Annotated in this window: 21 protein-coding genes and 1 pseudogene (1 of these 22 running past the window's edge); 8 read left to right on the forward strand and 14 right to left on the reverse strand. The window is 50.8% G+C overall.

Annotated elements, in window-relative coordinates; translation table 11 throughout:
- On the reverse strand, positions 1 to 275 hold the 5' portion of the coding sequence (locus tag ACX1C1_RS02960; RefSeq protein ID WP_458955678.1) for a helix-turn-helix transcriptional regulator. Its footprint begins 559 nt before the window's first position; only the first 275 of its 834 coding nucleotides appear in the window; the start codon lies at positions 273 to 275; the stop codon falls past the left edge of the window.
- A gap of 552 nt (positions 276 to 827) precedes the next feature.
- Here ACX1C1_RS02960 and ACX1C1_RS02965 point away from each other — a divergent pair.
- Positions 828 to 992: pseudogene (locus ACX1C1_RS02965) on the forward strand (DapH/DapD/GlmU-related protein); the annotation flags it as partial.
- Positions 993 to 2669: 1677 nt separating this feature from the next.
- On the opposite strand, the gene ACX1C1_RS02970 reads toward ACX1C1_RS02965, so the two are convergent.
- The 5 genes from ACX1C1_RS02970 to ACX1C1_RS02990 all read right to left on the reverse strand — a co-directional run bounded on the left by ACX1C1_RS02970 (position 2670) and on the right by ACX1C1_RS02990 (position 11713).
- Positions 2670 to 6374 (reverse strand): S-layer homology domain-containing protein, encoded by a 3705-nt coding sequence (locus ACX1C1_RS02970; protein ID WP_458955679.1) that lies wholly within the window; start codon positions 6372 to 6374, stop codon positions 2670 to 2672.
- Positions 6375 to 6571: 197 nt separating this feature from the next.
- Positions 6572 to 7531 (reverse strand): alpha/beta fold hydrolase, encoded by a 960-nt coding sequence (locus ACX1C1_RS02975; RefSeq protein WP_458955680.1) that lies wholly within the window; start codon positions 7529 to 7531, stop codon positions 6572 to 6574.
- A 212-nt stretch (positions 7532 to 7743) separates the two neighbouring features.
- Positions 7744 to 8736 carry a Gfo/Idh/MocA family protein gene (locus ACX1C1_RS02980; RefSeq protein WP_458955681.1) on the reverse strand — a complete coding sequence of 331 codons (993 nt, stop codon included), beginning with the start codon at positions 8734 to 8736 and terminating at the stop codon, positions 7744 to 7746.
- A 179-nt stretch (positions 8737 to 8915) separates the two neighbouring features.
- Positions 8916 to 9911: an iron-hydroxamate ABC transporter substrate-binding protein gene (locus ACX1C1_RS02985; RefSeq protein ID WP_458955682.1), complete on the reverse strand. Its 996-nt coding sequence runs from the start codon at positions 9909 to 9911 to the stop codon at positions 8916 to 8918.
- A 212-nt stretch (positions 9912 to 10123) separates the two neighbouring features.
- A complete protein-coding gene (locus tag ACX1C1_RS02990; protein WP_458955683.1) occupies positions 10124 to 11713 on the reverse strand; it encodes a sensor histidine kinase in 1590 nt (529 codons plus the stop codon).
- Between the two features lie 242 nt (positions 11714 to 11955).
- Between ACX1C1_RS02990 and ACX1C1_RS02995 the strand changes: the two genes are divergently transcribed.
- The 5 genes from ACX1C1_RS02995 (at position 11956) to ACX1C1_RS03015 (ending at position 16920) form a co-directional block, all read left to right on the forward strand.
- A complete protein-coding gene (locus tag ACX1C1_RS02995) occupies positions 11956 to 13023 on the forward strand; it encodes an HD domain-containing phosphohydrolase (RefSeq protein WP_458955684.1) in 1068 nt (355 codons plus the stop codon).
- A complete protein-coding gene (locus tag ACX1C1_RS03000; RefSeq protein WP_458955685.1) occupies positions 13020 to 13559 on the forward strand; it encodes a heme NO-binding domain-containing protein in 540 nt (179 codons plus the stop codon). The genes ACX1C1_RS02995 and ACX1C1_RS03000 overlap by 4 nt, the downstream gene beginning before the upstream one ends.
- An 8-nt stretch (positions 13560 to 13567) precedes the next feature.
- A complete protein-coding gene (locus ACX1C1_RS03005) occupies positions 13568 to 15394 on the forward strand; it encodes a hybrid sensor histidine kinase/response regulator (RefSeq protein ID WP_458955686.1) in 1827 nt (608 codons plus the stop codon).
- Positions 15387 to 15749 (forward strand): response regulator, encoded by a 363-nt coding sequence (locus tag ACX1C1_RS03010; protein ID WP_458955687.1) that lies wholly within the window; start codon positions 15387 to 15389, stop codon positions 15747 to 15749. Before ACX1C1_RS03005 ends, ACX1C1_RS03010 begins: the two co-directional genes overlap by 8 nt.
- A 151-nt stretch (positions 15750 to 15900) precedes the next feature.
- Positions 15901 to 16920, forward strand: a complete 1020-nt coding sequence (locus ACX1C1_RS03015) for a Leu/Phe/Val dehydrogenase (protein ID WP_458957580.1) — start codon at positions 15901 to 15903, stop codon at positions 16918 to 16920.
- An 81-nt stretch (positions 16921 to 17001) separates the two neighbouring features.
- On the opposite strand, the gene ACX1C1_RS03020 is transcribed toward ACX1C1_RS03015, so the two are convergent.
- From ACX1C1_RS03020 to ACX1C1_RS03040, 5 genes are all read right to left on the reverse strand, one after another.
- Entirely contained in the window at positions 17002 to 18009 is a 1008-nt protein-coding gene (locus tag ACX1C1_RS03020) for a cell wall hydrolase (RefSeq protein WP_458955688.1), read from the reverse strand.
- 314 nt (positions 18010 to 18323) lie between these two features.
- Positions 18324 to 19448, reverse strand: coding sequence for an RNA-guided endonuclease TnpB family protein (locus ACX1C1_RS03025; RefSeq protein WP_458955689.1), 1125 nt, complete (start codon positions 19446 to 19448; stop codon positions 18324 to 18326).
- Positions 19445 to 19846, reverse strand: a complete 402-nt coding sequence (tnpA, locus tag ACX1C1_RS03030; RefSeq protein WP_458955690.1) for an IS200/IS605 family transposase — start codon at positions 19844 to 19846, stop codon at positions 19445 to 19447. The genes ACX1C1_RS03025 and tnpA overlap by 4 nt, the downstream gene beginning before the upstream one ends.
- Before the next feature lie 93 nt (positions 19847 to 19939).
- Positions 19940 to 20392, reverse strand: coding sequence for a hypothetical protein (locus ACX1C1_RS03035; protein ID WP_458955691.1), 453 nt, complete (start codon positions 20390 to 20392; stop codon positions 19940 to 19942).
- Positions 20380 to 20523: a hypothetical protein gene (locus ACX1C1_RS03040; RefSeq protein WP_458955692.1), complete on the reverse strand. Its 144-nt coding sequence runs from the start codon at positions 20521 to 20523 to the stop codon at positions 20380 to 20382. Before ACX1C1_RS03040 ends, ACX1C1_RS03035 begins: the two co-directional genes overlap by 13 nt.
- 132 nt (positions 20524 to 20655) lie before the next feature.
- Here ACX1C1_RS03040 and ACX1C1_RS03045 point away from each other — a divergent pair, with 132 nt between their 5' ends.
- Both ACX1C1_RS03045 and ACX1C1_RS03050 read left to right on the forward strand, forming a co-directional pair.
- Positions 20656 to 21558 (forward strand): ATP-binding cassette domain-containing protein, encoded by a 903-nt coding sequence (locus ACX1C1_RS03045; protein ID WP_458955693.1) that lies wholly within the window; start codon positions 20656 to 20658, stop codon positions 21556 to 21558.
- Entirely contained in the window at positions 21555 to 22313 is a 759-nt protein-coding gene (locus ACX1C1_RS03050; RefSeq protein WP_458955694.1) for an ABC transporter permease, read from the forward strand. Before ACX1C1_RS03045 ends, ACX1C1_RS03050 begins: the two co-directional genes overlap by 4 nt.
- Positions 22314 to 22350: 37 nt before the next feature.
- On the opposite strand, the gene ACX1C1_RS03055 is transcribed toward ACX1C1_RS03050, so the two are convergent.
- From ACX1C1_RS03055 to ACX1C1_RS03065, 3 genes are all read right to left on the reverse strand, one after another.
- Positions 22351 to 23139, reverse strand: coding sequence for a TetR/AcrR family transcriptional regulator (locus tag ACX1C1_RS03055; RefSeq protein WP_458955695.1), 789 nt, complete (start codon positions 23137 to 23139; stop codon positions 22351 to 22353).
- A gap of 91 nt (positions 23140 to 23230) precedes the next feature.
- A complete protein-coding gene (locus ACX1C1_RS03060) occupies positions 23231 to 24049 on the reverse strand; it encodes a DUF4362 domain-containing protein (protein ID WP_458955696.1) in 819 nt (272 codons plus the stop codon).
- A gap of 229 nt (positions 24050 to 24278) precedes the next feature.
- Positions 24279 to 25400, reverse strand: coding sequence for a glycoside hydrolase family 88 protein (locus ACX1C1_RS03065; protein ID WP_458955697.1), 1122 nt, complete (start codon positions 25398 to 25400; stop codon positions 24279 to 24281).
- Between the last annotated feature and the right edge of the window lie 50 nt (positions 25401 to 25450).

The raw sequence follows: 25450 nt of genomic DNA on the forward strand, positions 1-25450 counted from the left end.
GCATGAAATGCGGACACTAGCACCATCGTAATTCGCAGCGGATATCGATCATCTGTCTCCATCGAGAGCGGCAAACCAGGTCGCAAATAAAACAACATACCCGCTCGAACATCGTAGTCCTCTTTACCACGAAATCGCCCGCGCCCTTCTTTAATCCAATAAAAGGTATGTGCGCTTCTATTCTGACGAATATCTCGCCAGCCAGGCGATGCCTCCTTGTCAATTACCCAGTGGATTTGGATATGTAACTGGCGAAGCATCTGCTCCTTGTCCATTTTCTATTCCCTCCTGCTATTGCTTTTTCCCACTCCTGTATCCTTTTCCCTTGGAGCATAAATCCTTGAAGCGATTTTGACAAGTTTGAAATCGGTACAACCATGTTAAAATAAGAAACCACATGTTAGAATCGACGTGATAATGACAAAGGGGGAGTCGTAATGAGGCGCAAGCCGGTTGATTATATGCCTTGGATGAGCTTGACGGAAGAGGAGAAGCAGGAACAACAGCTCCTGCAAGAAGAATTGACCACCCAATTCAACGGCGTCTTCGGCAATCATTGTGTCGTCTCGCCTGAGGCTGTGTTCCATCCCGATTCGATCCGCATGGGTGATCGCAGTTATATTGCTGGGGGAGCGATTGTGCGCAATGGTCATATTGAGATGGGAGCGTATTGTTCGATCAATGCTTATGCTGTCGTAGCAGGCCGCGTCACGATGGGAGACGGCGTACGCATTGCTTCCAATGCAAGTTTATATGGCTTTAACCATGGTTATGCGTCGGTAGATCTTCCGATTTATCGTCAGCCTCATACGTCGCTCGGCATCCGAATCGGGGATGACGTATGGATCGGTGCTAATGCGGTTATCCTCGATGGCGTTACGATAGGCTCGCATACGATCATCGCTGCAGGAGCCGTGGTCACAAAAGATGTACCGGACTATGCCATTGTTGGCGGCAATCCTGCCAAGGTCATTCGCAGTCGACTGGATGAAAGCGCCGCCCCACGCGAGAACGGCAGCGAATCGGCGTTCGAGCTGGGTGCGGTGGCGATGACGGTGCTGGGGGGTGCTGGTACGGCAACTGTGACGAATACCGATCTGGGAGCTGCGAGTGCGGCAACCGACGAGTCAACGATCAACGACAAGGCTGGTGTTATCGCTGCAAACGCGGTTCAGGAGAACGGTCTTCGCGGCTACTGCAACGAGGCTAGTGCTACCTCTGCGAAAGCGTTACTCGCGAATCGACTATACGGCTCCGGTGACGAAGCCAGTACTATCACTGCGAACACCCGACTGGCGAGCCGTCTTCGCGGCTTCGGCGCTGAGGCGCGGGAGCAGCTTTCGCGACTGCTTGGACATTATGAAGAGTCCGAGGGCGGCGAGCGCTACTTCCGCGATCGCCCCGGCTACAAACGTACAGTGCGTGCTTACTGCGATGCCGTAGAGATCGCGGCCATGTTCGGCGAGCTGCCTCCTGGCTGGACGCGCGACGATCTGATCGCCAAGCTTGGCGGCTTCCAGGACGCCGCAACGGGATTGCTGCCCGATCCATGGACGCCTCCCGACTCGGAGTCGTACCGCCCTGAGCTGCTCACGGATCATCTGTCGCGCTACCACCTCCTTGCGGTCGGCTACGCGCTAGAGGTGTTAGGCTCGCAGTTGCCACACGCCGTTCATGTCGTGGAGACGATGGATACGGGAACGCTGTACGGTAAGCTGGAGTCGCTCCCGTGGACAACAAACGCATGGGGCTGCGGCGACTGGATTGATTGTTACACGACAGGTCTGTACCATAACCTGCGGCATTTCGGCTCGGCGCATCGCCCCGACGACTTGTTTGGGTGGCTGCATACGCATGCGAACCGGCTAACGGGTCTATGGGGAGAGCCGACCGAGGCGCAAGAATGGCTGCAGCCGATCAACGGTTTTTACCGCCTGACCCGCGCGACGTACGCCCAGTTCGGACTGCCGCTTCCGTATCCGAAGACCGCCATCGACACCGTGCTTGGCCACAGCCGCAATCAGGCCTTCTTCCGGGAGGATCGGCTCAACGCCTGCAACGTGCTCGATGTCATCCATCCACTATGGCTCTGTCTACGGCAGACGGACCACCGCCGGCCCGAGATTGTCGCGTGGGCCGAACACCACATCGACATCGTTCTACGGAGCTGGGTACCGGATCGCGGCTTCGCCTTTGTCCTTGCCGACAGCGACTCCGCCGGCCTGCAGGGCACCGAGATGTGGCTCAGCATCCTCTACTTGCTCGCCGATGTTTGCGGTCTCGCCTCTTCTCTCAGCTACGCGCCGAAAGGCGTGCACAGACTGGAACCGGCTTGGCGGCTGTAGTTATCATGAGAAACATGCTTTGATGTCTTGCCAGACAACCCTTTTGCTGATCATGCAGGAAGAGACGAAGAACGTCCTAATTAACCGCACGGGGCGGAGAGTTAGGGCGTTTTCCTATTTAGGGGAGGAAAATTTCGACGCGTTTCATCCTGATTACGAGGTTACCGACTGGCGCGGAACATCCTTCTTCGCGGCTCCCCTGATCCCTGTCGCGAGTGGCAGAAATGTCCGATCTGAGCAAAATCATATACTTTCCTGTAGGTGAACAAAGGCCTGAGCGAGGATCGCTCAGGCCTTTGTTCACCTATCTGTATGAATACAATATCAATAATTAATGCCTAGACCTTTGCTTTCGCCTCGATCGGGAGCCTGAATAGTAATCAGCACACTCCCGTAATCAGAAAGCCCGGGCACTTCCAGCTTGACGCTTGTCTCTCCTGAAAGCACCGTTTTGGATTGCAATAGAAGACGTTCAGAATTCATCATACCCATACCGTACACGCGGATCGTATCGCCTGGATTCAGATTCGTAACGGTAACGCTCTTCTCGATCTGAGAGTTTACAACGGTGATTTGGTTACTCTCTACATTTTGTGTCTGGTTCAAGTTAATGGTATGGATGACACCAAGTTGCGTATACAACACATATTTTCCAGGCACCAGTCCTTGAGTCGAAATACGGATCTCTTGCCCTGCTTGTTGCTCGTTTAAGGTGACCGATTTGCCCTTGCCCTCGGCAACGGCTTCTTGAAACCGACCAAACCAATCTAGTGGAACTAGGTATAGGGTGGCCGCTCTGTCTACAGAGAACACAACCTCTTCTCCTATTTCAAGATTCGTTTCGCTAGTCATAGCAACATCGGTGCCAGCCTCGAAGGTAGGACTAATCCAATCGTAATCCATCGTTCTTCCGCTTGCTACATGAACCAGAGTACCCTTATTGATTTTAATTTGATTGAGACTGCCTGAATAAGGATGTTCGAATACAATGTAAATAGAATTATCGGTATCTCGAGATACACGATCACCTTGCCCAAGCGGCTCGTAGGTAAGTCCACCGTCTCTGGACAGCGAGATAGCTTCCTTCAAGTTATCCGGAACGCCAATTTCGGTATCAAATCTTAATCCGATCCCTTTGTTAAAGTTATACATAAATCCATCAAACATGATTACACTTTCCGGATCCACAAGGCTGATCAATACCGAGCTTGAAATATTGCCCGAAGCGTCTATAGCTACGACAATCCAGTCACCTGTCGCAAGTTTGCTCGTATCCAGCGCAGCGGAAATATCCGTAATTTCATACCTAGCCCCGGCTCCTCCTCCGCTGCGAACAAGGCTATCAATGTCCTTTCCTGTCTCCCACTGGGTGCCGTCTGGCACGATATAGACGTTGGCTTTTTCGTTTACGCTAAAGAACAGCTTTTCACCGACAGCCAGATGGGCCGGTAACGCACCCGTGAATGCTGGCGGCGTTTGATCCCCCGTATTGAGCTCTGGCCTTATGGAATGAACCACAGTATAACCTGGCAATACATGTTCCGGCCCGGGCTCCATAGCTTCCTGATAGTAGCCGATTGGTTGGTAATTTTTGTTATAGAAGATAATTTGCACATAGGAATCGTAGACGATTGGATCATTCATGTTGTGCATGCCATAATATCCTTCTGCCTGTCTAATAAGATTTATATTGGTATAGAACGGGTCAAGATCCGCTTTATAGCTGTCTCGTACCGGGGCCCCTAATTCAAAATAAATGGAATCAGAGGGAGCTTCGTGATTCGTGTAATATTTCGCATCTTCCAATAATGTTCCAGACCATCGGGAAGGATCCAAAGCGATAACTCTATAGTAGGGAACCTTCGGCGAGAGATCACCTAGCGTTTCTTCCCTTTCTACATTCGTCATTGAACGCACTGTTACACCTTCAACATCCGTAATTCTAGGTATCGTTGAAAAGTCATATTTGAAATCACCGACAAGAATGTCTTGACCGCCGCGTTTGACCTTTATAAAGAACTCGCCTGTTTCCTGAAGCCTAGCATTCTCACCATTAAGCATCAGGTAAATCTCTCCAAGGTTTCCTGCCACAGCAGATAGAAAAGGCTCGGTTGCATCAGACGATTCGTATAATTCTGCGACATCGTTTTTATTAAATACTTTGGAGGAATATATTTCATATCGAACATTTCCGGGTTCGATTAGATATGGTAAATCGTATTGACGAATAAGAAACGCATCCTGTACCGTTCTCTCATACTGGAAGCTGATCCAATAGTTTTTCTCGATTAGTCCATTGCCGCTGATGACAGAGATGGAGACTTGTACATCTTCTAACGGCTTTAATTGAACGTTAAATGCACGATTTGTATTTGTTAAAGAAAAATTAGCGCTGGTCTGATCCTTATATTCAACAGTGGCGTAAATCTTCGCCTCGTCTGACTCCGAAGTTACGGTTACAGGCACGGTTATATTCGAAATATTGCGCGGCACGGAAATGCTGTAGCCCAAAATATTTTTATGGAAGCCCGTTCCAATCGCGGCTAGCTGCGCATCTCTTTGCACAAGAGAATAGTTACCGCCGACTTGAACATCGCTCAGCGCAGCATTAGACTGGTTGCCTGCCGGAGGCTGCACAACCGGTCCGCCTCCGCCTCCGCCCGGGATAACGACGGGAGGCGTCGTTGCTCCGCCTGATTGTCCCGGTCCTTCCACCTTCACGGGTTCGGTCTCGAACTTGGTTCCCTCTGCCTGCTCGCTAAGCGTAGCCGTCATTATTTGTCCTTTTCCTGCAAGCTCCGCTATTGCGTTTAATACCAGATTGACGATGCTAGCGTCTTCTCCAAGCTCAATCTTATTGTCGTTGGAGTTAGCCGCTACATCCAGATGCTCGATTGTTCCGCTAGGAATATTGATTTGAATAGTCGTCGCAAGCACTCTTACATCTTCGAACTGACCGACCAAGTCAATCTTGGAATTGGCAGGCAAGCTCTTGCTGAGTTCAACGGCATTAAAGCCTTTCCCTGACTGGAAGTCTTGTTCCTCCAGCTTGACCGGCGATTGAACGACCACCGTTTTTACATCCGTGGAACCTGTTGCCACAATACGTACCTTGCCGGTTGCTTTGTCTACGATCACCTTGACGAGTACTGTGTCCTCTACATGGATGGAATTCTCTCCGCCGCCTTGGACGGTCATCGTGCCCCGGACATTTACTTTCTTTAGATACACATCTCCTTCGGCAATGCCTTCCGCCAGAAGCAGATCGCCTTGAATCTCCATATTAATCAAAGTAACGCCGGCAGCGGTTACGACCACATCTCCCTTAATAACTTGAGTCTGTTCAAGAGACCCGTATTCGCCCGCCGTGTCGAATACGACCTTCTCCTGGTTCTTCACCAGAGCCGAGTCAATTACCGTTATTGCTTGCGCGCGCGTTAGGACATCACCCGGACGAAGATTTCCATTCGTGTCACCTTTGAAGATGCCTTTGGCGGATAATTGGCTAAGAGCCGATTGCGCCCAGACAGCCGCAGAATTGCCGTCCTTATATTGGGACAAATCAGCTGAGGTAACCGATTCCAGCTTTAATACGTTCGCCATCATAACGGCGCCTTCTTGACGAGTCGCGACGGTATCAGCGTTTGCTTTGCCGTTAGCCCCTTTCAAATATCCCGCCTGGAAGGCTATTAAAATATCCTTATAAGCCCAATGAGTACTGTTAATATCCGTAAAAGGCAACGTATCCGAAGGCTCTGCCAATCCGAACGCGCGATTGATCATAGCCGCGAGCTCCGCCCTCTTAACCGGTTTGTCCGGCTTGAACGTACCGTCCGTATATCCGTTTATCCATCCTTGCTCAATCCACTTCGAGAACACTTCTTCAGACCAGTGTCCCTCCAAATCGGACTTTAATGCCGATTCACTAGCCGCCGCTGCCATTGGAAATTCAGACAATGTCAGACTAGGAAGGGCTAAAGCAAGAATGCTGACTCCAAGAATTACACGCTTCCAAAATTTTCTCAACACCCACACACTCTCCCTATCAAGTAAAATGATACCAACAAAATACTTTTTCATTATAGTTCATAAGTTCTATGAATTCTATCGAAAATGAAAGAATGTAATGTTCCAAAATGTTCTAAATCTAGTTGCAAAGTACACTATGATGCTATAAAAAAAACCGCTTCTCTCGAAGAGAAACGGTGTGTTCGTCGGTACTTATATTAATCCTTCAAGAAAAACTGAATCGTGCGGTCGGACGAGCCAGGCAAACCTTCGTGCGCGAAGTCCGGATAGATCACAACCTGCTTCTGCGCCGTGATCTTATTGTACATCGCGAATTGCGTGGACGGCGGGCAGATGGTGTCCATTAGTCCGACGTACATCAGCACTTCGCCGCGAATGCGGTTCGCAAGGAACTGGAGGTCGATATAGCCCAGCTTCTCGAAAATTTCGTCCTCCCGCTCGTGCAGCGGATCAAAATGACGGAAATACGTGCGAAGCTCCGCGTAAGCGTCCTTCGCCAGGTCCATCTCCCACACGCGCTTGTAATCGCATAGGAACGGGAACACGGGAGCCAGCTTCTTGACGCGGGGCTCCAGCGCCGCGCAGGCAATCGTGAGCGCACCGCCTTGGGAGCCTCCCATTGCGTATACGCGCTCCGGATCAACTTCTGGAAGACCAAGCGCGATGCCCGCAAGCTGAGCGGTGTCCAGATAGATTTGACGGAAGAGCAGGTTGTCCGGGTGATCGTCAAGACCCCGAATGATATGACCATGATGCGTATTGCCCTTCACACCCCCGGAATCCTCGGAGGAGCCGCCTTGACCGCGGCAATCCATGGCAAGGACGGAGAAACCCAGAGAGGCATACGCAAGTTTATCGCTCCAGTCTCCCGAATTGCCCGTATAGCCATGGAACATCACGATAGCCGGATGCGGCTCAGTCACGTTGCGAGGGCGTATGTATTTGGCATGAATGCGTGCGCCTCTAACCCCCGTGAAATACAGATCAAAGCACTCCGCTTGCGGGGTCTGGAACGCGCTTGGCACGAGCTCGACGTTGCCGTCAACGGCGCGAAGCTCTTCAAGTGCACGATCCCAGTAAGCGTCAAAGTCCGCAGGACGCGGGTTTCTTCCTTGATACTCTTTTAACTTTTCTAACGGCATATCGACTTGCGGCATCTCTTAATTTCCCCCTTGAACAATGAAATTCAATATAATGTGATTGTTCCGAATATTCCTATCATACTCCAATTTGATAGCGATTCCAATGCTAGATACACAATCCTTTATTTTTAAAAAAACCGGACCTAAGACGGCATATCGCTACCGTGTTAGGTCCGGATTCTCATTCCGATTCTATGAGAGATACAAGCCTGTCCAGCTTCACGCTCTTACTGCTCATCCGCAGGATAAGACAATCCCCATTGCTTACGCAGACGATCGAGTGTATCCATAATTGCAGCTGTTTCGTCAAGCGGCATCACTTCGCTCTCGGTCTTACCTTCACGAAGTGCTTCCATCGCAGCTTCAGCTTCATACTTGTATCCAAAGAACGATCGATCATCCTCAAAGCTGACTGGTTCTTCTCCGCGGACATGCAAGCTCGCCGACTTCCCGAATAGGAAGCTTGGAATATGAATATAGCCCTTCGTTCCATACAGATAAGCTTCATTGGTCAACTGCAGTCGGACTGCACCATTCAGCACCGCGGTACGTCCGCCTTCGTATACGAACAAGGCCGAGAACTTCTCGTCGACTCCCGTCTCGCCAATTACTGCGCTGCTATGAATCGTGGTCGGTTGCTCGCCGAATACCATCGAAGCAAATGAAACGGGATAGATACCGGCATCCAGCAGAGCGCCTCCGCCAATCTCCTTATTAAGCAGCCTGCCGCCAGGGTTCCAGCCGGCATCGAAGCCAAAGTCCGCTTGCACGAGCTGAACGTCTCCGATAAGTCCTTGCTGCAGCCATTCACGAACTTGCACGATAGGCGGCAGGTAACGTGTCCACATAGCTTCCATAACAAATAATCCCTTATCGCGTCCAGCTGCTACGAGTATCTCAGCTTCAGCCGCGTTCATCGTGAACGGCTTCTCGCACAATACTGCTTTGCCTGCTTCTAGACAAGCGAGCACCTGCTCCTTATGCAGGGGATGAATCGTGCCAACATAAATGATCTCTACATCCGCGTCGTTCAGGAGTTCTTCGTAGCTGCCATAAGCGCGAGCGAAACCATGTTTATCCGCGAACGCTTGCGCCTTATCCTGTGTTCTCGCTGCGACCGCCGTCAGCTCGGCTCCCTCCGCCAGTTTCAGGTCGCTCGCGAACTTTGATGAAATGCCACCGCAGCCTAGAATTCCCCATTTGACCGTTTGTTTGCCCATATGTTATTACTCCTCTCCGTATTCGGCTAATCGTATTGCTATGTTCCATTCTACCATTTATGAATCAGCAATAGCTCAACTATTCCGCGCTCTCGGACTCCCCTAACTACAAACGGCGGATCATCGTCCTTTCAGTGAAGGGACGACAATCCGCCGTTTGGTTGTTCCTTAAAGAAAAGCTATTCTTTTACGATGCTCTCCAGAATATGATCGATCATTTGACCATTCGCAATCGGACCTGTGTACAGCCAGCTTGTAGCCGGGCCGAACTCATGAATATTGCCATTTTTGACTGCAGGGATATTCTTCCAAATCGGATCCTTAAGCATTTGCGCTCCATCACCATCGCTATTGATCAAGAAGATGTGATCGGCATCGAGCTTCGCCAGCATCTCAAGCGACAATGCGTTCCAGCTAGCCGAAGCGCCTGCGGAGATTTCCTTGACTGTCGCCGGAACCGTTAGTCCCAGCTCCTTGTACATAACAGCACCGCTGGATTGCGTATCGCTAACGACATAGAAGGAGTTCGCTACGAGCCACAATGCGGCTGCGGACTGTCCGGATGCTTTCTCCTGGAGCGTCGCTTTCGCTTCTGTTGCTTTTTTCTCGTAGTTATCCAGCACCTCTTGCGCCTGCTGGGATTTGCCGAGCACTTCGCCAACTTTGAGCAAAGCCTGACGCCAATCACCGTTCACCTCATCACCTAGTGTGAAAGTCGGCGCAATTTGTGAATATTGATCATATTTGCCGCCCTCAACTGTGCTTGCCGTGCCCGTAATGATAAGGTCCGGGTCGAACGACAATACAGCCTCGTACGGAAGGTCAAACGCAATTGTCGGCACATCAGCCAAATCTTGTTGCAGGTAGTCTTGAATACCATTTGGAACCGACCATTGGGCAACCGGAGTCACATCCAAAGCGACCAGATAATCCTCCAAATAAGAGGCGATAATACGTTTCGGTTCTGCCGGGATGGTTACCTCATGTCCCAGACCATCTGTCAGCTTGCGCTCAGTCGGAGCTTCCGTCTCCGTCGGTGCGCTGGCAGTCGGCTCGCCTGTTGCGCTGCTTCCTTCATTCCCGTTATTGTTGGCACCGCATGCGGTCAGCAGCATGGAGAGCAGCAATATTCCCGCTAGTGTGCTTAATGATAATTTCGTTCTGGTTGCTTTCATGAATGTGTAGACTCCTTCGTTCCATATGTGTCCCGGCTTGTCTGTGTCTTAGTTTCGGGCTTGTTAATGATAACAATTCTCATTATCGAAGTCAAGCCAGCCTATTCTGATTTTCATATTGTAATTATTTACAACAGCTCCCCTGGAATACCATCCCAGGGGGGCTGTGTGAAGGCGAGCCTATTTAAGGGAATCAAATCGTTTCGTTAGAGCTAGAGGTTACTCCGCCTAGCCGGCACCCAACATTTGAATGTGCTGCCCTTGCCTGGCTCGCTCGTCACCTGTATGTAGCCATCCATCATGCTCAGAAAGCGGGAGCTGATGGCGAGTCCGAGACCTGTGCCGCCATATTTGCGCGTCGTGGAGGCATCGGCTTGCATGAATGGCTGGAACAGCCGCTTAAGCTGCTCGGCGCTCATACCGATTCCGGAGTCGGCTATGATGAAGCTATATCCCGGACGATCAAGATGTGGTTCCTCGGCGACCTCGAACCGGACATTGCCGCCATGCGTAAATTTGCCGGCGTTGCTGAGCAGGTTCAGCAGAATCTGGCGAAGCTTCGTCACATCGATCTCCAGATCTCCTTGCACTTGCCGCGTTTCCAGCGTATTGCCAGCTCCTTCGATAAGCGGCCCCACCGTCGCAATGACTTCCTGCATGAGATCTGCTATATTGACCCGCTCGTAATACAGCTCCATTTTGCCCGCTTCAATCTTGGAAATATCGAGAATATCATTAATCAGCATGAGCAGATGAGTACCTGCTTTACGGATTTTGTCGAGATCATCGGAGAACGACTGCTCGCCCATATCGTCAGCTTCTTCTTTCAGCATCTCGCTGTACCCGATAATCGCGTTAAGCGGCGTGCGCAGCTCGTGGCTCATATTGGCCAGAAACTGACTCTTGATCTGATTGGCTCTTATCGCCTCGTCTCGCGCCTCGGAAAGCTCCATCGTCCGTTCCTTGACCAGACTTTCCAACTGATCGTTTAACTCCCGCAGCTCCCGATTCACATTGCGGATCTCAGCTGTTTTATCCTCAATCTCGGAGTCCAAGTATGCAAATTTATTGGATACGAATATACCGGAAATCGACAATCCCAGCGTAAACAAGGTTCCGCCCGAAATAAAATAAGCAAGCCACTTTTGATCGAGAATTAGACCCGATCCTTCGAATTGGGATAGGCCATCCAGATCGAAAGAAGCCGCAATCATACCCACATAATGCATGCCCGCTACAGCTGCGCCCATGATAAGCGCGCTGCCGAGCTTCAGTATCATGTACCCGCGGTTGCCCGCTCCTTCCTCCCTGCGGAAATAGAAGGATAACCATAACGCAGTTATGGCCGCGATCAGCGCGATCAATACGGACAACCCGACGTAGAAACGATCGTATTCGATCCGAATCAGCATAGCTTCCATACCAACGTAATGCATGGCAACAATACCCGCCGCCAGCAGGACCCCGCCCGATAAGATACGCGTAATCGTTGGCTTCGGCCTGCCTACAATATGCAGCGCGGCAAATGATGCTCCGATCGCGAACAATACGGATAGGACAACAGTCGGTATATGGTAGGCGACAGGTACCGGCAGCGAAAACGCCAGCATGCCGACAAAGTGCATCGACCAGATGCCCATGCCCATCGAGCAAGCGCCGAATAACAGCCAAAGCCATCGTTTCGATCCCAAAGTGGTGCTGATCCGGTTGACCAGATCTAATACAGTATAGGAAGCGGCGATCGCGACAATATAGGAGAACAATACCAGAATACTGTCATATGAGCCGTGGTGATGATGCATAGGAACATCCTCTTTTCCTCTCAAGTATCTCTAGCCGTGTATTCCTTGTGTTCATTCGACAAACAATCGACCATTTCCTCCCTCTACGCTAGATATGCCGCTCCTGAACCACTTAAATTCTAAATTGGTAGTGTCGATTGAACTAGAATCCAGTCGTAAAATATCGAATTACCCCTTATAATAATAGAATAGTGGCAATAATAGCCAATGAATTTCATTATATATTCGAATGAGGCCGACATATGGATGTTCAGTGGAATCGTAATGCCAAGTTCCTAATCGTAGATGATCAAGAATATAACATCAGCCTGTTAATACGAATTCTGACCCGGGCGGGATATACGAATCTAGTAACGACAACAAATCCGCTAGAGGTGGAATCCTTATTCGCCGAGCATCAACCGGATATCGTGCTGCTTGACCTGCACATGCCCGAGATGGACGGCTTCACTGTGCTGGAGCGATTACGCGAGTGGAAGCCGGAGAGCGAATATTTGCCTATTCTCGTGCTGACAGCCGACGTAACCCCAGAAGCCAAGAAACGTGCGCTGCATGAAGGTGCGAGCGACTTTATCTCCAAGCCGTTCGATCGGACGGAGGTTGTCCTTCGTATCCAGAATTTCCTCGCTACACGATTCTACCATCTGAAGCTGCAAGAGCGGAATTACAATCTGGAACAGCGCGTGCGGGAGCGGACACAAGAGCTCGAGATGGCACAGGCGGAAATATTGGATGTGCTCAGCCGTACAGCGGAGTATCGCGATGACGAGACCGGCCACCATACGAAACGAGTCGGCGACCTAGCCGAGCGCATCGCGCTCAGCATGGGACTCCTGCCGGAGGAAGCCACGCTGATTGGACGCGCTGCGCCGTTCCACGATATCGGCAAGATCGGCATTCCCGACGGGATCCTGCTGAAGCCAGGACGGTTCACTCCGGAGGAATTCGCCAAGATGAAGGAGCATGCCGATATCGGCGCCAATATTTTGCAAGGAAGCGTCTTCCCCGTCCTGCAGACTGCCGGCGTTATTGCGCTTACCCACCATGAGAAGTGGAACGGAACGGGGTACCCGCAAGGGTTAAGCGGCGAAGCTATTCCTCTGGCTGGCCGAATCGTCGCACTCGCCGATTTCTACGACGCCCTAACTCATGAGCGTCCGTATAAACAGGCATGGACACCTGCGGAAGCTTTGAAAGAGATCAAGTTGCAATCCGGTCAGCATTTCGACCCGAATGTCGTAGAGGCATTCTTACGCTTGACCGACATCAATCAGCAGGCCGATTACCTGTTGGAAGGAGCCGGCGGATGAAGGGAATCGTATTTACCTCGTTTCTGGACATGGTCGAAGAAACCTTCTCCTTGTCGCTTGCAGACGACATTATCGAATCGTCCAAGCTCCCTTCAGGCGGGAGCTATACATCGCTCGGTACGTACGATCACGCAGAGATTATCGAGCTCATCTCTCAGCTAAGCGCTCGGACGGGCGTTCCTGTCGCCGCTCTCGTCAAAGCGTTTGGCCGCTATCTATTCGCCGTTCTGGTCCAGCACTATCCCTACTTTATTGAAGAGCATGCCTCCACTTTCGACTTCTTGCAGCGCTTGGACAGCTATATCCACGTCGAAGTACGGAAACTTTATCCGGACGCCGAACTGCCTGCTTTCAGTTTTGATGCGTCCGTTCCGGGAACGCTTGTGATGGTTTATTCGTCGACGAGACCTTTCGCAGATCTGGCAGAAGGACTGATCAATGGGTGTATCGAGCATTACGGAGAACACATTGCGCTTAGCCGTGAAGACTTGACTGACGGGACATCGGCACGATTCGTGCTTACATTAGCGGGGTGAATGATCACATGAACGAAATCGAGGTTTTGCGCAGGCAATTGGAGAGGGAGCGACGCGCTCGCAAGGATGCCGAGCAGATCGCCGAGCTTAAGACTCGGGAGCTTTATACGACCAACCAAGAGCTCCGCATGCTGAATGATCAATTAGAGGATAAGGTTGCCGAGCGGACGCTCGAGCTGTCCAAGGCACGCGACGGAGCGATTGAAGCCAGCCAGATCAAAAGCCAGTTTCTCGCCAACATGAGCCATGAACTGCGCACACCGCTTAATGCGATCATCGGCTACAGCGAGATGCTCAAAGAAGAAGCGGACGAAATGGGCGAGGTCGCCTTCTCCGAGGATCTGCACAGAATTCATAAAGCAGGACGTCACCTCCTCTCCTTAATCAATGACATCCTTGATCTGTCCAAAATCGAAGCAGGCAAGATGGAACTGTATGTGGAGCCCTTCGACCTCCCCTCCATGATTGCCGAATTAATCGATACTGTCGATCCGCTCATCGCCGCCAAACGCAACAAGCTTGTGCTCGATGGATTGGACGGCAGCATCGGAACGATCCGATCGGATGCCACCAAACTAAAGCAAATATTGCTTAATCTGCTCAGTAATGCAGCCAAGTTCACGACGGAAGGCACTGTTCTCCTGTCTATTGCCAGCGAACAGACAGACAGCGGACTAGATATCATCTTCCGAGTGAAGGACAATGGCATCGGTATGACACCGGAGCAGGCTGAGAGTATATTTGTCGCGTTCAAGCAGGCAGACACGTCAACGACTCGAAAGTTCGGAGGCACTGGCCTTGGTCTGGCGATCAGTCAGAATCTGTGCAACATGCTCGGCGGTACCATACGAGTAGACAGCATGCTTGGCGAAGGCTCGACCTTCACCGTCCGGCTGCCTCTGCTAGCCGACGGTTCTAATCATCCGTTTGTTGCTAGCGAGTCAACCGCCTTTGTCACAAGCAGAACGGAAGCGCTGCATGGCGATGCAAAGTCGTCATCATCGGCCAAGAGCGCTAGACCTGTCCAAGGAGAGCATCTTCAGCATTTGTCGCTCTCGTCGACTCAAGGTGTGGGCACTGTGCTAGTGATTGACGATGACCCCGCGATGCTAGGTCTTATGCAGCGATATCTCGGCAATGAGGACTGGAGCGTCACATTAGCCAAATCGGGTCAGGAAGGTTTGCGACTTGCCAAGCAGCTGAAACCCGATGTGATTTCGCTTGACGTACTGATGCCCGAAGTTGACGGTTGGAATGTGCTCACTATGCTGAAGAACGACCCCGAGCTCGCGCATATACCCGTCGTCATGATCTCCATGCTGGACGAACAGCGGCTGGCTTACGCGATGGGCGCCTCCGAATTCGTTACGAAGCCTGTACAACGAGATCGCCTCATCGGCATCATTGAGAAATATGTGCCCGAGCGTCACAATCGCTCCGTGCTGGTCATCGAAGACGATGCCATTACATGCGACATGATGACAAAGATGCTTAGCAAGGAAGGGTATCGCGTCCTGCAGGCGGGCAACGGGCAACTCGCTCTTAATCTCCTGCGGAAAGAGGCTCCTCATCTCATCCTGCTGGATCTGATGATGCCGGAGATGGATGGCTTCGAATTCGCAAGCGCGCTGCGCGAGCATGATCAATGGCGCGATATTCCTGTCGTTGTTGTCACGGCGAAGACATTGACGGAGGATGAGCGCTTGCGATTAAGCGGCTACGCCAAAAACATCATGGACAAAGGACAACTGGAGAAATCGAGGCTGCTCGCCGAAATTCATCGATTGATCGATCAGTCGTCTGGTCACACTAGGGAGGAAACAGTCTATGGCTAGAATACTGCTGGTAGAAGACAACGAAATGAATCGGGACATGCTGTCCCGTCGTCTGATGCGCAAAGGGTTCGAAGTCGATATGGCCGTTGACGGCCGGCAAGGCGTCGAGCTTGCCAAGTCGCTTCAGCCCGATCTCATCCTGATGGATCTAAGCCTCCCTGTTATGGATGGCTGGGATGCGATTCGCGCTCTCAAAGCAGATGCGGACACCAAGAGCATCCCCGTCATCGCACTCACCGCACATGCCATGACCAGTGACCGCGATCATGCCTTCGAGGCTGGCTGCGACGACTTTGATACAAAGCCTGTGGAATGGACCAGGCTGCTCGGCAAGATGGAAACATTATTGAATTAGCAGCGCGCTCCATTCCGAGCAACGCTTAGTATTGAACAAATTCGTCCTCCCTCTCAGCCAATGCCTAGTCCTCGAGCGCTCCCGATGAATATCCTACACCATAAGCTGCCGATCCGCAGCACATTGGGTGAAGGAGGGACCGTCCGTGGACATGTGGCAGAGTGATTACGAAGGGGTGTTCTTCCTGCAGGAGCGCGTAAGCGGGTTCAAGGCCATTATCGCAATCGATAATACGAAGCTTGGTCCCGCGCTTGGCGGATGTAGAATGTGGCAATACGAAAGTGACGAAGCAGCCATCTCGGATGCGCTGCGACTAGCCAAAGGCATGACGTATAAATCCGCGATCTCCGGTCTTCCATATGGAGGGGGCAAAGCGGTTATTTTATCCCATCCGGGTCAAGGCTCCCGTGAGGGGCTCTTTCGCATGCTCGGACGTTATATCGACCGGATGCAAGGACATTACATTACGGGCATGGACCTCGGTACGACAGTCGCCGACATGGACTGCATACGAGAGACAACCTCTTACGTAACAGATGTTTCGGGTTCGCTTGGCGCCGTTAATGATTTGACAGCGACCATGACGGCATACGGCGTCTTTCTTGGCATCCGTGTATCGCTCAAAAAGGTATTCGGCTACGAGTCCCTCCTTGGACGAACCGTTGCCGTGCAAGGTCTGGGCAAGGTCGGCTATCGGTTATGCCGCTACCTGCACGATGACGGCGCCACGTTGATCGTTACGGATATCGACGAATCCCGTATGAAGCAAGCCGCGCTGGAATTCGGCGCGACCGCTTGTGCCCCGGAGAACATCTATGATGCAGCCTGTGATGTCTTCGCTCCATGCGCGCTCGGCGGCATCCTGAACGACACCACGCTTGCACAGCTTCAGTGCAGAATTGTAGCCGGTGCCGCGAATAATCAACTATCGGACTTAAAGCATGCAGAGCGTATGCGTCAGCTCGGCATCGTGTATGCCCCCGATTACGTCATCAACGCCGGCGGCATTATCGTCACTGGATCGGAGCTTAGCGGCGGCGATGCCGCAGAGGCGAAGCGGAATGTAGAGAACATTTATGGCACACTCACGAAAGTGTACCAGCTATCAACATCCTCGGGGCTTTCTACAGCAGAAGCCGCAAACCGGATGACAGAGGAATTGCTGAAGTAAACGGAACGATTGCATAGATACGTCCCTCTAATCAAACAAAGACGCATCGCCGGGAGCCGGCGATGCGTCTTTTGTTTGATTCTATTCGGCGAAATGATGATGCCCGATCTTAGCGACGACATCCAAATTGGACCAGAACGATCCCTTGGACACCTTGGGATTAAAGAAGTAGACAGCGCCTTGTACGTTGTTCTTGCCGTTAAGCGCATCCTTGGCTGCGCGCAGCACGCTAGCGTTCGGACTTGCCTTGTCTAACAATCCGTTATGTGCAGGCGGGAATTGCTTGCCGGAGTAGATGACATCCTTAATCGTACTTGGGAATCTCGTGTCCTTGGTACGGTTCAGAATGACATTCGCGACGGCGAGCTGTCCCGCATACGTCTCATATCCGGCTTCGACCATCGTAATCTTGGCGAGCAGCTTGTAATCCTGATCCGTATAAGGTTTAGCAGGCTTGTCGAAGATGGACGGCATCACGACTCGCAGCGCAATACCTGCTTTAATGCTGTCGGCATTCTTCATCTCGTTACGCAGAAGCAGCTCCGCTTCATTGGTGCCGAACGACTTTACAATATCAGCCAACACGTTTTCCTCGCTTACAATGGCAGGCTCAACCGTTGTAATTTCCGCGGCATCCTCTTCATCGTTCCACTTGACCGTTGCGTGCATCAGTTCAGCTGCGTGGCGCAGCGGTATGTACAATCTGTTATTCTCGACGAACGGTGCGGCGTCCAGCATATAGCGGGCTCCGTTGAAATAGACGACGGGAACGTCAACCCCGAAGACGATTGTGTCACCAAGCACAGTCTCGATTGTGCTTTCTTGATTCGCCTGGTTCCAGCTTATCTTCTTTACGTTGAACAGCTCCGCCATTCGTGCTACCGGCACAAATAACCGATTGTCCAGCGTCAATGCCGGCTCTGTAAGCGTAATGGCTTCTCCGTCAAGCTTGATGACGGCATCCTTTGTCACAATAACGTCGCCCTTCGCCGGCGCGGCCGAAGCCGTTAACGGCGTGACGAGCAGCAGCAAGGCTGCCAACGCCATAAATATCCATTGTTTTGTTCCTACATGGGCCTTGATGTTCATGATTACCTCCTAGCAATCGCTTGTGATGTGCTGCTTGGTCCCGTGCCTTCAGGCTTCCGACAAATTATAGCACACACTAAAACGCTTGCAGGATTAACTTTTTTTCAGAATTGATGGATTAGAGGCTTACTTTGATGTCATTGCGAATTGAAAATCCCCGATTAACATATAACCTAGCGTACGATTAACATTGGTGACATACTCCCACCACCTGCGCTAACGCTTAGAGGTGGGGGCTTCTTGGGACATACCAGCTAATGCCAGCATCATGACCAAGCTATCCCCGTTTGCCCCACGGTTCTGATTCGTGCCGATTAGGCTATACCCAGCTTCCGGCAACCTTCATTTTTGATGTTGATTGCCGCGTTTACGTCTCTGTCTAATGCTGTGCCGCAGTGCTGGCATACCCAAGTTCGATCTGCCAATGTAAGTTCCTTGTTATCGTTTTGGCAATATCTGCACCGTTTGCTGGATGGAAACCATTTGTCAATCACAACAAGTTGTTTTCCTTGCTCCGCAAGCTTATACCCCAAAAAGGTCTTTAGCATCCCGAATCCATTGTCATTCGTAGATTTTCCCAGACGGAGTCCTTGCGCCATTCCACGCATATGTAAGTCTTCTATGGCAACGGCTGAGCAGGCATTGGCTATCTGCCTGGAGCGCTTATGCAAGAAGTCCTTGCGCTGGTTCGCTACTTTTTCATGGAGCTTGGCTACTTTAAGGCGTTGCTTTTCACGGTTTTTACCGCCTTTTTTACGTTTAGACAGCTTGCGCCCAGCTTTTCTCAGTCTTTCTTCTGCCTTTCGGTAGAATTTTGGATAGTCAGCACTGTTTTCCTGACTATCGACAAACAATGAACGAGACGAATAATCCAAACCTACTACCGTTTCAGGGGTTGGCTCTACTAGATTTATTCGTGCTTCGTATTGGATCAATATGGAGACGAAATATTTACCCGTTGCCGTTTTACTTAGCGTTGCAGACTTTATGATGGCTTCCTTTGGCAACTGACGGTGAAGCTTAATCTTCACATCTTTCAGTTTAGGCAGTCGGATGGTTTTGCTGTCTATGAGCCGAATCGTGCCGCATTGATTGTTCGTAGTATAGGATTTCTTATCGTGATGCTTATTCTTGAACTTCGGAAAACCCACAGACGGGTCTCGGAAGAAATTCTTATAAGCCGTTTGCAGATTCAATTGTGCATTCGCCAGCGCCAGACTGTCTACTTCTTTGAGCCAAACAAAATCTTTCTTGAAGTCGGCTGGAAGCCTATATTTCTGTTTCTTCATTGCTTCTTTATCGTCTTTGAATGACTCGTAAACTTCTTTTCGATTCGCAAGCATTTGATTATAGATAAATCGCACACAACCAAACGTTTTATGGATGAGAATTTCTTGCTCGGCATTCGGATAAATCCGATATTTGAATGCTTTGTTCATATCTTCTCACCTTGGCTTTCGATATAACGTCTGACCACTTCAATGGGTGCTCCGCCTGTTGTTAGCAGACAAAAACTTCTCGACCAGAAATATTCTTTCCATAGTGATTTTCTAATGATGGAATGTTCTTTTTTGACCAGACGTGATGATGCGCTTTTATAGGTATTGATAAATTTAGATAACTCACTGTTTGGCTGTGCCTTGAACAAAATATGAACATGGTCTTTGTCGTGATTCCATTCCTGTAATGAAATATTGTACTTCGGTGCAATATATTCGAATATCTCCTTGAGACGATTCGATATTTGATCATCAATCACTTTTCGACGATATTTGATAACTAAAACAAGATGATAGTACATCAAGAATACTGAATGATTATTATTATCTAATTCCACAGTATCACCGCCATTTACAACTATACTACTGATTGTATCATGACGGCGTGTATTTTGTAAGCAACGCTTCGAAGACGGGAATTCATCTCCCACCTATAGAGGATAGGAGACTTCTTGCCGTATGAGGTTAAATAAAAGAATCGAAATGTAATAAGTTTCGGAAAGATTCCAGTTATCCACAGGGGTTATCGGTTTGGTTACTTTCTCAAGCGTTCCATTATTGTTTGAAAACACATAATTGATTGCAATGTCGTTATACAGAGGCTCTTGGGATTGCGGACCGCCGTATTGGCTCAAAATTTCGCGGTACGAGCTGCCTAGACCAATTTCTCTGTGGGTCCTATAGCGATTCGTTTCATTATCGGATGCAGCCACGATCAAACCTGCAGCTTTGTCATCCCGGTAATAGACTTGAAGACCATTGTACAAGTCCCGACCCATTATTTCGTCGTCCGGCGCCCCTAGCAGCTTCTCTACCTCTGCCTTCGTCATGCCTAACCGAATCTGAGCTCCCGTTACAGCATCATCGATGCCTAGATCATCCAAGGTAAGCTCCCCTGGATCGTCGCTGATCCGTAATCGATGCGTGAAGAGCCAACCGCGGCGTAAGCAGTTGTGGCGCTGAGTAGCGCACAGCAAACGAATCCTGCAACAAAAGACTTTAACGATACGCGCATGGAAATCCCCCCTTAGAGCCTCTTATCCATCCCTTCAAAATCATCCTCTAGACGGAGTTATATGAACTGAGTGCATCATATACTGTTTATGTAGCACACAATTGTTAAATATGATTTGAGGAGTGATGTTGTATGGCGACCAATGCCATCGAAGTACGCGGACTCCGGAAGTCCTTCAAGGGAAAATCCGTGTTAGACGAACTGAATTTGTCTGTGCCCGCTGGAACCATCTTCGCACTGTTAGGCCCTAACGGCGCTGGCAAAACAACATTGATTCGCATCTTGTCCACGCTCTCCTCTCTTGATGCCGGGAAGGCAAACGTAGCTGGTTATGACGTTAAGCTGGAAAAACAACAAGTGAAACAGTCCATTAGCTTGACGGGCCAATTCGCAGCAGTCGACGAAGTGCTGACAGGGGAAGAAAATCTAATCATGATGTGCCGGCTGTCCGGCTATTCTGTCTCTCAAGCCCGCATTCGCTCAGCGGAGCTGCTGCAGCAATTCGAACTCCAGGAAGCCGCGAACAAACGAGCCAAAACCTATTCCGGCGGCATGCGAAGACGGCTCGATCTCGCGCTTAGTCTGGTCAATAGCCGTCCTGTGCTGTTCTTAGACGAACCGACTACTGGTCTCGACACGGTCAGCCGGCGCGCCTTGTGGGGGATGATACTGGCATTAAAGGAGCAAGGAATCACCATTCTGCTGACTACTCAATATTTGGAGGAGGCTGACGAGCTGGCCGATCGAATTGCAGTCATTAACGGCGGCAGGATCGTCGCCGAAGGCACTTCGGCAGAGCTTAAATCCATGGTAGGGGGCGAAGTGATCGAGCTAAGAAACAATAAGGATGAGTTGATTCATTCGATCCCGACAAGTGGCGGTCTTGCAGAGATTAAACATATGATGAGCGAGCTCTCAGCCCGCTATCCTGGGGATACGAAGATCGGTATTCGCAAGCCGAGCATGGACGATGTATTTGTAGCCCTCACTCAGACTCCCGGCGTGGAGTCAACAAAGGAGGCTGCCGCAAGATGAGAACGATTCTAACCACAAACTCCGTGTTCATCGGTCGCAGTCTGCGCCACAGCCTGCGTAATGTCGAGGCGCTGCTCATGGCCATCATGCTCCCTGTATTCCTCATGTTGCTCTTTACTTATGTATTCGGCGGGGCACTCTCTTCGGATGGCGATTATGTCAACTACGTCGTCCCCGGTATCATCCTGTTGTGTGCCGGCTTCGGCGCCTCCAGCGTAGCCGTCGACGTGGCCACCGATATGACCAATGGCATAATCGACCGTTTCCGCACGATGCCGATACAAGCCACAAGCGTCGTGACGGGGCATGTTGTAGCGAGTCTCATACGTAATCTCGTAGCAACCGGCATTGTGATCGGCGTCGCGCTGCTCGTCGGCTTCAGACCTTCGGCCAGCTTCGCGGAATGGCTGCTTGCGCTTGGACTCGTTGCTTTGTTCATCTTAACGTTCACCTGGCTCTTCGCTGCGATCGGCCTCGTTACCGGCAGCCCCTCTGCCGCAAGCGGTTATGGCTTCGTCCTATTATTCCTACCATATCTGTCGAGCGCCTTCGTACCGACCAATACGATGCCGTCATGGCTGCAAGGCTTCGCGGCCCATCAGCCCATTACGCCCGTCATTGAGAGCATTCGTGCGCTACTCTCCGGCGGGGCTGTTGGCGATAACGGCTGGAAGGCGCTGCTCTGGTGCGGCGGCATATGGATGCTCGCAATGATCTGGGGAGCGATTGCTTTCTCGAGAAAATCGAAAGAGTAACGCCGTTAATCTTTGACCTGGTTGTGATTTTTTTCTGTTATTCTATCATCTTGCGCTTCATTTCGATGTATCGCTCGATACCGTCCAATATTCGCTCCAGACCGAAATCCAGGTCGTCTTCTATGGGGCTGCCCTTCTCTCCCGTATATGCGCCCGACATCACAATCGGGTATAGATGCGGGAAATCCTTGGCAGAGATAAGTTCCCGGAGAGCTGCCGTATAATCCAATCCTTCGAAGCTGCTGAGTGAGCCATGATCCTTCATGACGAGCGCCTTATCCCGTTCTATCATACCGTATGCTCTGGAGTAGCTGCTTACTAGGAGCAAGAAGGACATCTTCTCGAATTCGTTCAGCGGGAAGTCGCGCATAATCCGCAGCATCCACTCCAGAATGCGCAAATTACTCGGCATAATCGGCAAGCTCTGAATCGGAATATCGGCATACCACGGATGGTCACGGAAGACACTCACGCTCCGGCGTACATATTCCTTCATCTGTTCCCGCCAGGTTTCTTCGCCCGAGTCCTCCGGGATCTCGATATCGCATACCGCATCCTGCATGAGGAGCAGCAGATCGTTTTTGCTAGAGACATAGCGGTATAACGACATCGTCGTAAAGCCTAGCGATTGAGCCACCCGGCTCATCGACAATGCTCCCAGCCCTTCCTCATCGGCAATTGCGATTGCCGCTTGGACAATCTGAGGGATACTGAGCTCCCCCTTAGGTCCTCTGCGCTGCTTCTTCACAATGCCCCAGCTGAGTCTAACGCCTTCTGGCAATGAGCTCAGCCGTTGTTCCTTCTCCGTATCGTCAATGCTTGCCATCGTAACCATGTCCTCCGCAACCACACTCTTCGAAGCACGTAGATTGAGGTTTCATTTTTTATCCAGTATATCACAGGGATCGTTTCACATCTTATTCGCCCGGAAAAATGAGCTCAAACCACGTCTCGCTGTCGCCGCATCCAGCAAGTGTATACACCGTTCCCGCATCGGTCTTATCAGCCTCAATGCTGCGACAGAAATCGGTCCGATCAAGCGCCGCCCCATAATCATCATGGGATGTATCCAGCCGGAATCTCAGCGAATCGCCCCCATCATAGATCAAATTACGGAAGATGGGATCGCCTTCGATCGTATAATACACCACTTGCACCTCATCCGGCTCCTTATTCTCCACGTTATCAACAAAGCTCAGCCAACGATCCGCATTCTGAATTCCGCCCGACAAAGGAGAAACAACATCACCGTTAGCCGCAGCTGTATCAGAATCATAGTGGACGCCCCATATGATCTCAATTAACGCCTTTGTCGACTTCTCGGTCATCGTATATCCAGTGCCTGTATCTCCCGTATAGACGAACATGCCTTGACCTCCATCCCGATGCAGCCACATATGAAGCGTGCTGCGTTTCCCGTTTTGGTCGATGACGATGTCATAATCCGGAAAGTCGACATCTAATGTCCCGTTTATTTTATTCCCAGACTTCATTGCATCTGCAAATGTATCCATCTCATCCCCGTCTTCGAATATGACGTAAGGCCGCTCATTCACTTGTGCAAAATCTATCGAACGGGACACGACTACCCGGTCCGCTTCTACGCCCCCCTCCGTGATGCTCCCCGCGATAGTTGGCTCAGGCGGTACCGAACGTTCTTCTTTTCCGCAGCCTATCGTTAGCAACATCAACATGCTGCCAAGTATGCCCAGCGCCAACATCATCCAGCGTTTCATGAAACTTCCCCCTTTGTATACGTCTTAACATTTAGACGAAACACGGGAGTAAAAGGGTGCATGGTGCTTGAAGCACATGCAGCAACCCGAAAGATATATGCGTGCGCAAATCCAAATTCATGTTCGTTCAAACAAATAGAGGCAGCCCAAGGCTTCAAGATTCAAGCCGAGGCTACCTCTATTTCTATCTATTCCACTCTAGTTTTTCTGATCGTATAGGATGTTTCCCTTACTCGTACCAGTAGCCTTTATGCCCCTTCTCAATGCGCATCAAAGCTTCCATGTAGTAGTAGTCGCCCCAGATCATGTAGTCGTCAGGAGAAGCTCCGCCGCGCACGCTGTATGAGCCGCGCTCCAGCAATCCTTGCGCATCCGGCTTATTCACCGTGGAATAACCTTCAGCCAGACCTTTCATGGTCTGCTCCAAGCCATGTTCCAGCACAGCCCGATCTGGATGATCGGCAGGCAACACTTTTAACAGCTCAAGCACGCCGCATGCCATAATGGCCGAAGCCGAGCTGTCACGCTTCGTCTCCGCATTGACCGGCGCGTTGAAGTCCCAGTAGACAACAAGGTCTTCAGGCAGGCGCTCCAAGAAATATTTTGCAAGACGAATCGAGGTTTCCAGGAAAGCCTCGTTGTTTGTATAGTGGTAAGACAATGCGAAGCCGTAAATGCCCCAAGCCTGACCGCGCGTCCATGTGGAGCCGTCGAGGTAGCCTTGATGCGTGCCGCCGCGCTGGGCGTCGCCCGTCTCTTGGTTGAAGTAAAACGTGTGGTACGACGAATCGTCTCCGCGCACGAGGAAACGACGGCTGACTTCGGCATGTGCCACCGCAACATCGTAATACTTTTGCTCGCCAGTCACTTGATGCGCCCAATAAAGCAGCGGCAGATTCATCAAGCAGTCAATGATGATGCGTCCGCCGTTGATCGGATCGCCCTTCGATCCCCATGCCTGAATAATACCAATCTCGGGACGCCAGCGGTCCAGCAGCACGTCAGCCGCTTCAATCGTCAGACGTTTGGCCTCCTCGTCGCCTTCGATCATCCATTGCGCCTTGGAGGACAAGGAGTACAAGAAGCCGATATCGTGATGGTCAAGCGCTACCTTGTTATCTAAGCGAGTGCGGAAGCTCGCCACCGTTCCTCGCGCTGCGTCTCTGAAGGTTTCGTCGCCGGAATATTCGTAGCACAGCCATAGCAAGCCCGACCAGAAGCCATCTGTCCAATCCGTATTATCGTTAAGCAAATACTCGTCGTTTAAGCTGACATGAGGAAACTGATCCCCGAACCGTGTTATGTTTTGTTTCGTCTTCGCTATTACATCATCCATGATAGTCTGCCACATACATATCCCTCTTCTCATGAGTTTCTACTATGAGAATACCAAATGCTGCG

It is taken from the genome of Paenibacillus sp. strain BS8-2, assembly GCF_054483835.1.

Excerpts from the sequence above, each read along its gene's own strand:
- ACX1C1_RS03055 (WP_458955695.1), bottom strand. The coding sequence starts at position 23,139 with ATGGCAAGCATTGACGATACGGAGAAGGAACAACGGCTGAGCTCATTG.
- ACX1C1_RS03010 (WP_458955687.1), top strand. The coding sequence starts at position 15,387 with ATGGCTAGAATACTGCTGGTAGAAGACAACGAAATGAATCGGGACATG.
- ACX1C1_RS03015 (WP_458957580.1), top strand. The coding sequence starts at position 15,901 with ATGTGGCAGAGTGATTACGAAGGGGTGTTCTTCCTGCAGGAGCGCGTA.
- ACX1C1_RS03060 (WP_458955696.1), bottom strand. The coding sequence starts at position 24,049 with ATGAAACGCTGGATGATGTTGGCGCTGGGCATACTTGGCAGCATGTTG.
- ACX1C1_RS02985 (WP_458955682.1), bottom strand. The coding sequence starts at position 9,911 with ATGAAAGCAACCAGAACGAAATTATCATTAAGCACACTAGCGGGAATA.
- ACX1C1_RS03040 (WP_458955692.1), bottom strand. The coding sequence starts at position 20,523 with ATGCGCGTATCGTTAAAGTCTTTTGTTGCAGGATTCGTTTGCTGTGCG.
- ACX1C1_RS03045 (WP_458955693.1), top strand. The coding sequence starts at position 20,656 with ATGGCGACCAATGCCATCGAAGTACGCGGACTCCGGAAGTCCTTCAAG.
- ACX1C1_RS02995 (WP_458955684.1), top strand. The coding sequence starts at position 11,956 with ATGGATGTTCAGTGGAATCGTAATGCCAAGTTCCTAATCGTAGATGAT.
- ACX1C1_RS02980 (WP_458955681.1), bottom strand. The coding sequence starts at position 8,736 with ATGGGCAAACAAACGGTCAAATGGGGAATTCTAGGCTGCGGTGGCATT.
- ACX1C1_RS03050 (WP_458955694.1), top strand. The coding sequence starts at position 21,555 with ATGAGAACGATTCTAACCACAAACTCCGTGTTCATCGGTCGCAGTCTG.
- ACX1C1_RS02990 (WP_458955683.1), bottom strand. The coding sequence starts at position 11,713 with ATGCATCATCACCACGGCTCATATGACAGTATTCTGGTATTGTTCTCC.
- ACX1C1_RS03065 (WP_458955697.1), bottom strand. The coding sequence starts at position 25,400 with ATGTGGCAGACTATCATGGATGATGTAATAGCGAAGACGAAACAAAAC.
- ACX1C1_RS03000 (WP_458955685.1), top strand. The coding sequence starts at position 13,020 with ATGAAGGGAATCGTATTTACCTCGTTTCTGGACATGGTCGAAGAAACC.
- ACX1C1_RS03020 (WP_458955688.1), bottom strand. The coding sequence starts at position 18,009 with ATGAACATCAAGGCCCATGTAGGAACAAAACAATGGATATTTATGGCG.
- ACX1C1_RS03005 (WP_458955686.1), top strand. The coding sequence starts at position 13,568 with ATGAACGAAATCGAGGTTTTGCGCAGGCAATTGGAGAGGGAGCGACGC.
- ACX1C1_RS03025 (WP_458955689.1), bottom strand. The coding sequence starts at position 19,448 with ATGAACAAAGCATTCAAATATCGGATTTATCCGAATGCCGAGCAAGAA.
- ACX1C1_RS02975 (WP_458955680.1), bottom strand. The coding sequence starts at position 7,531 with ATGCCGCAAGTCGATATGCCGTTAGAAAAGTTAAAAGAGTATCAAGGA.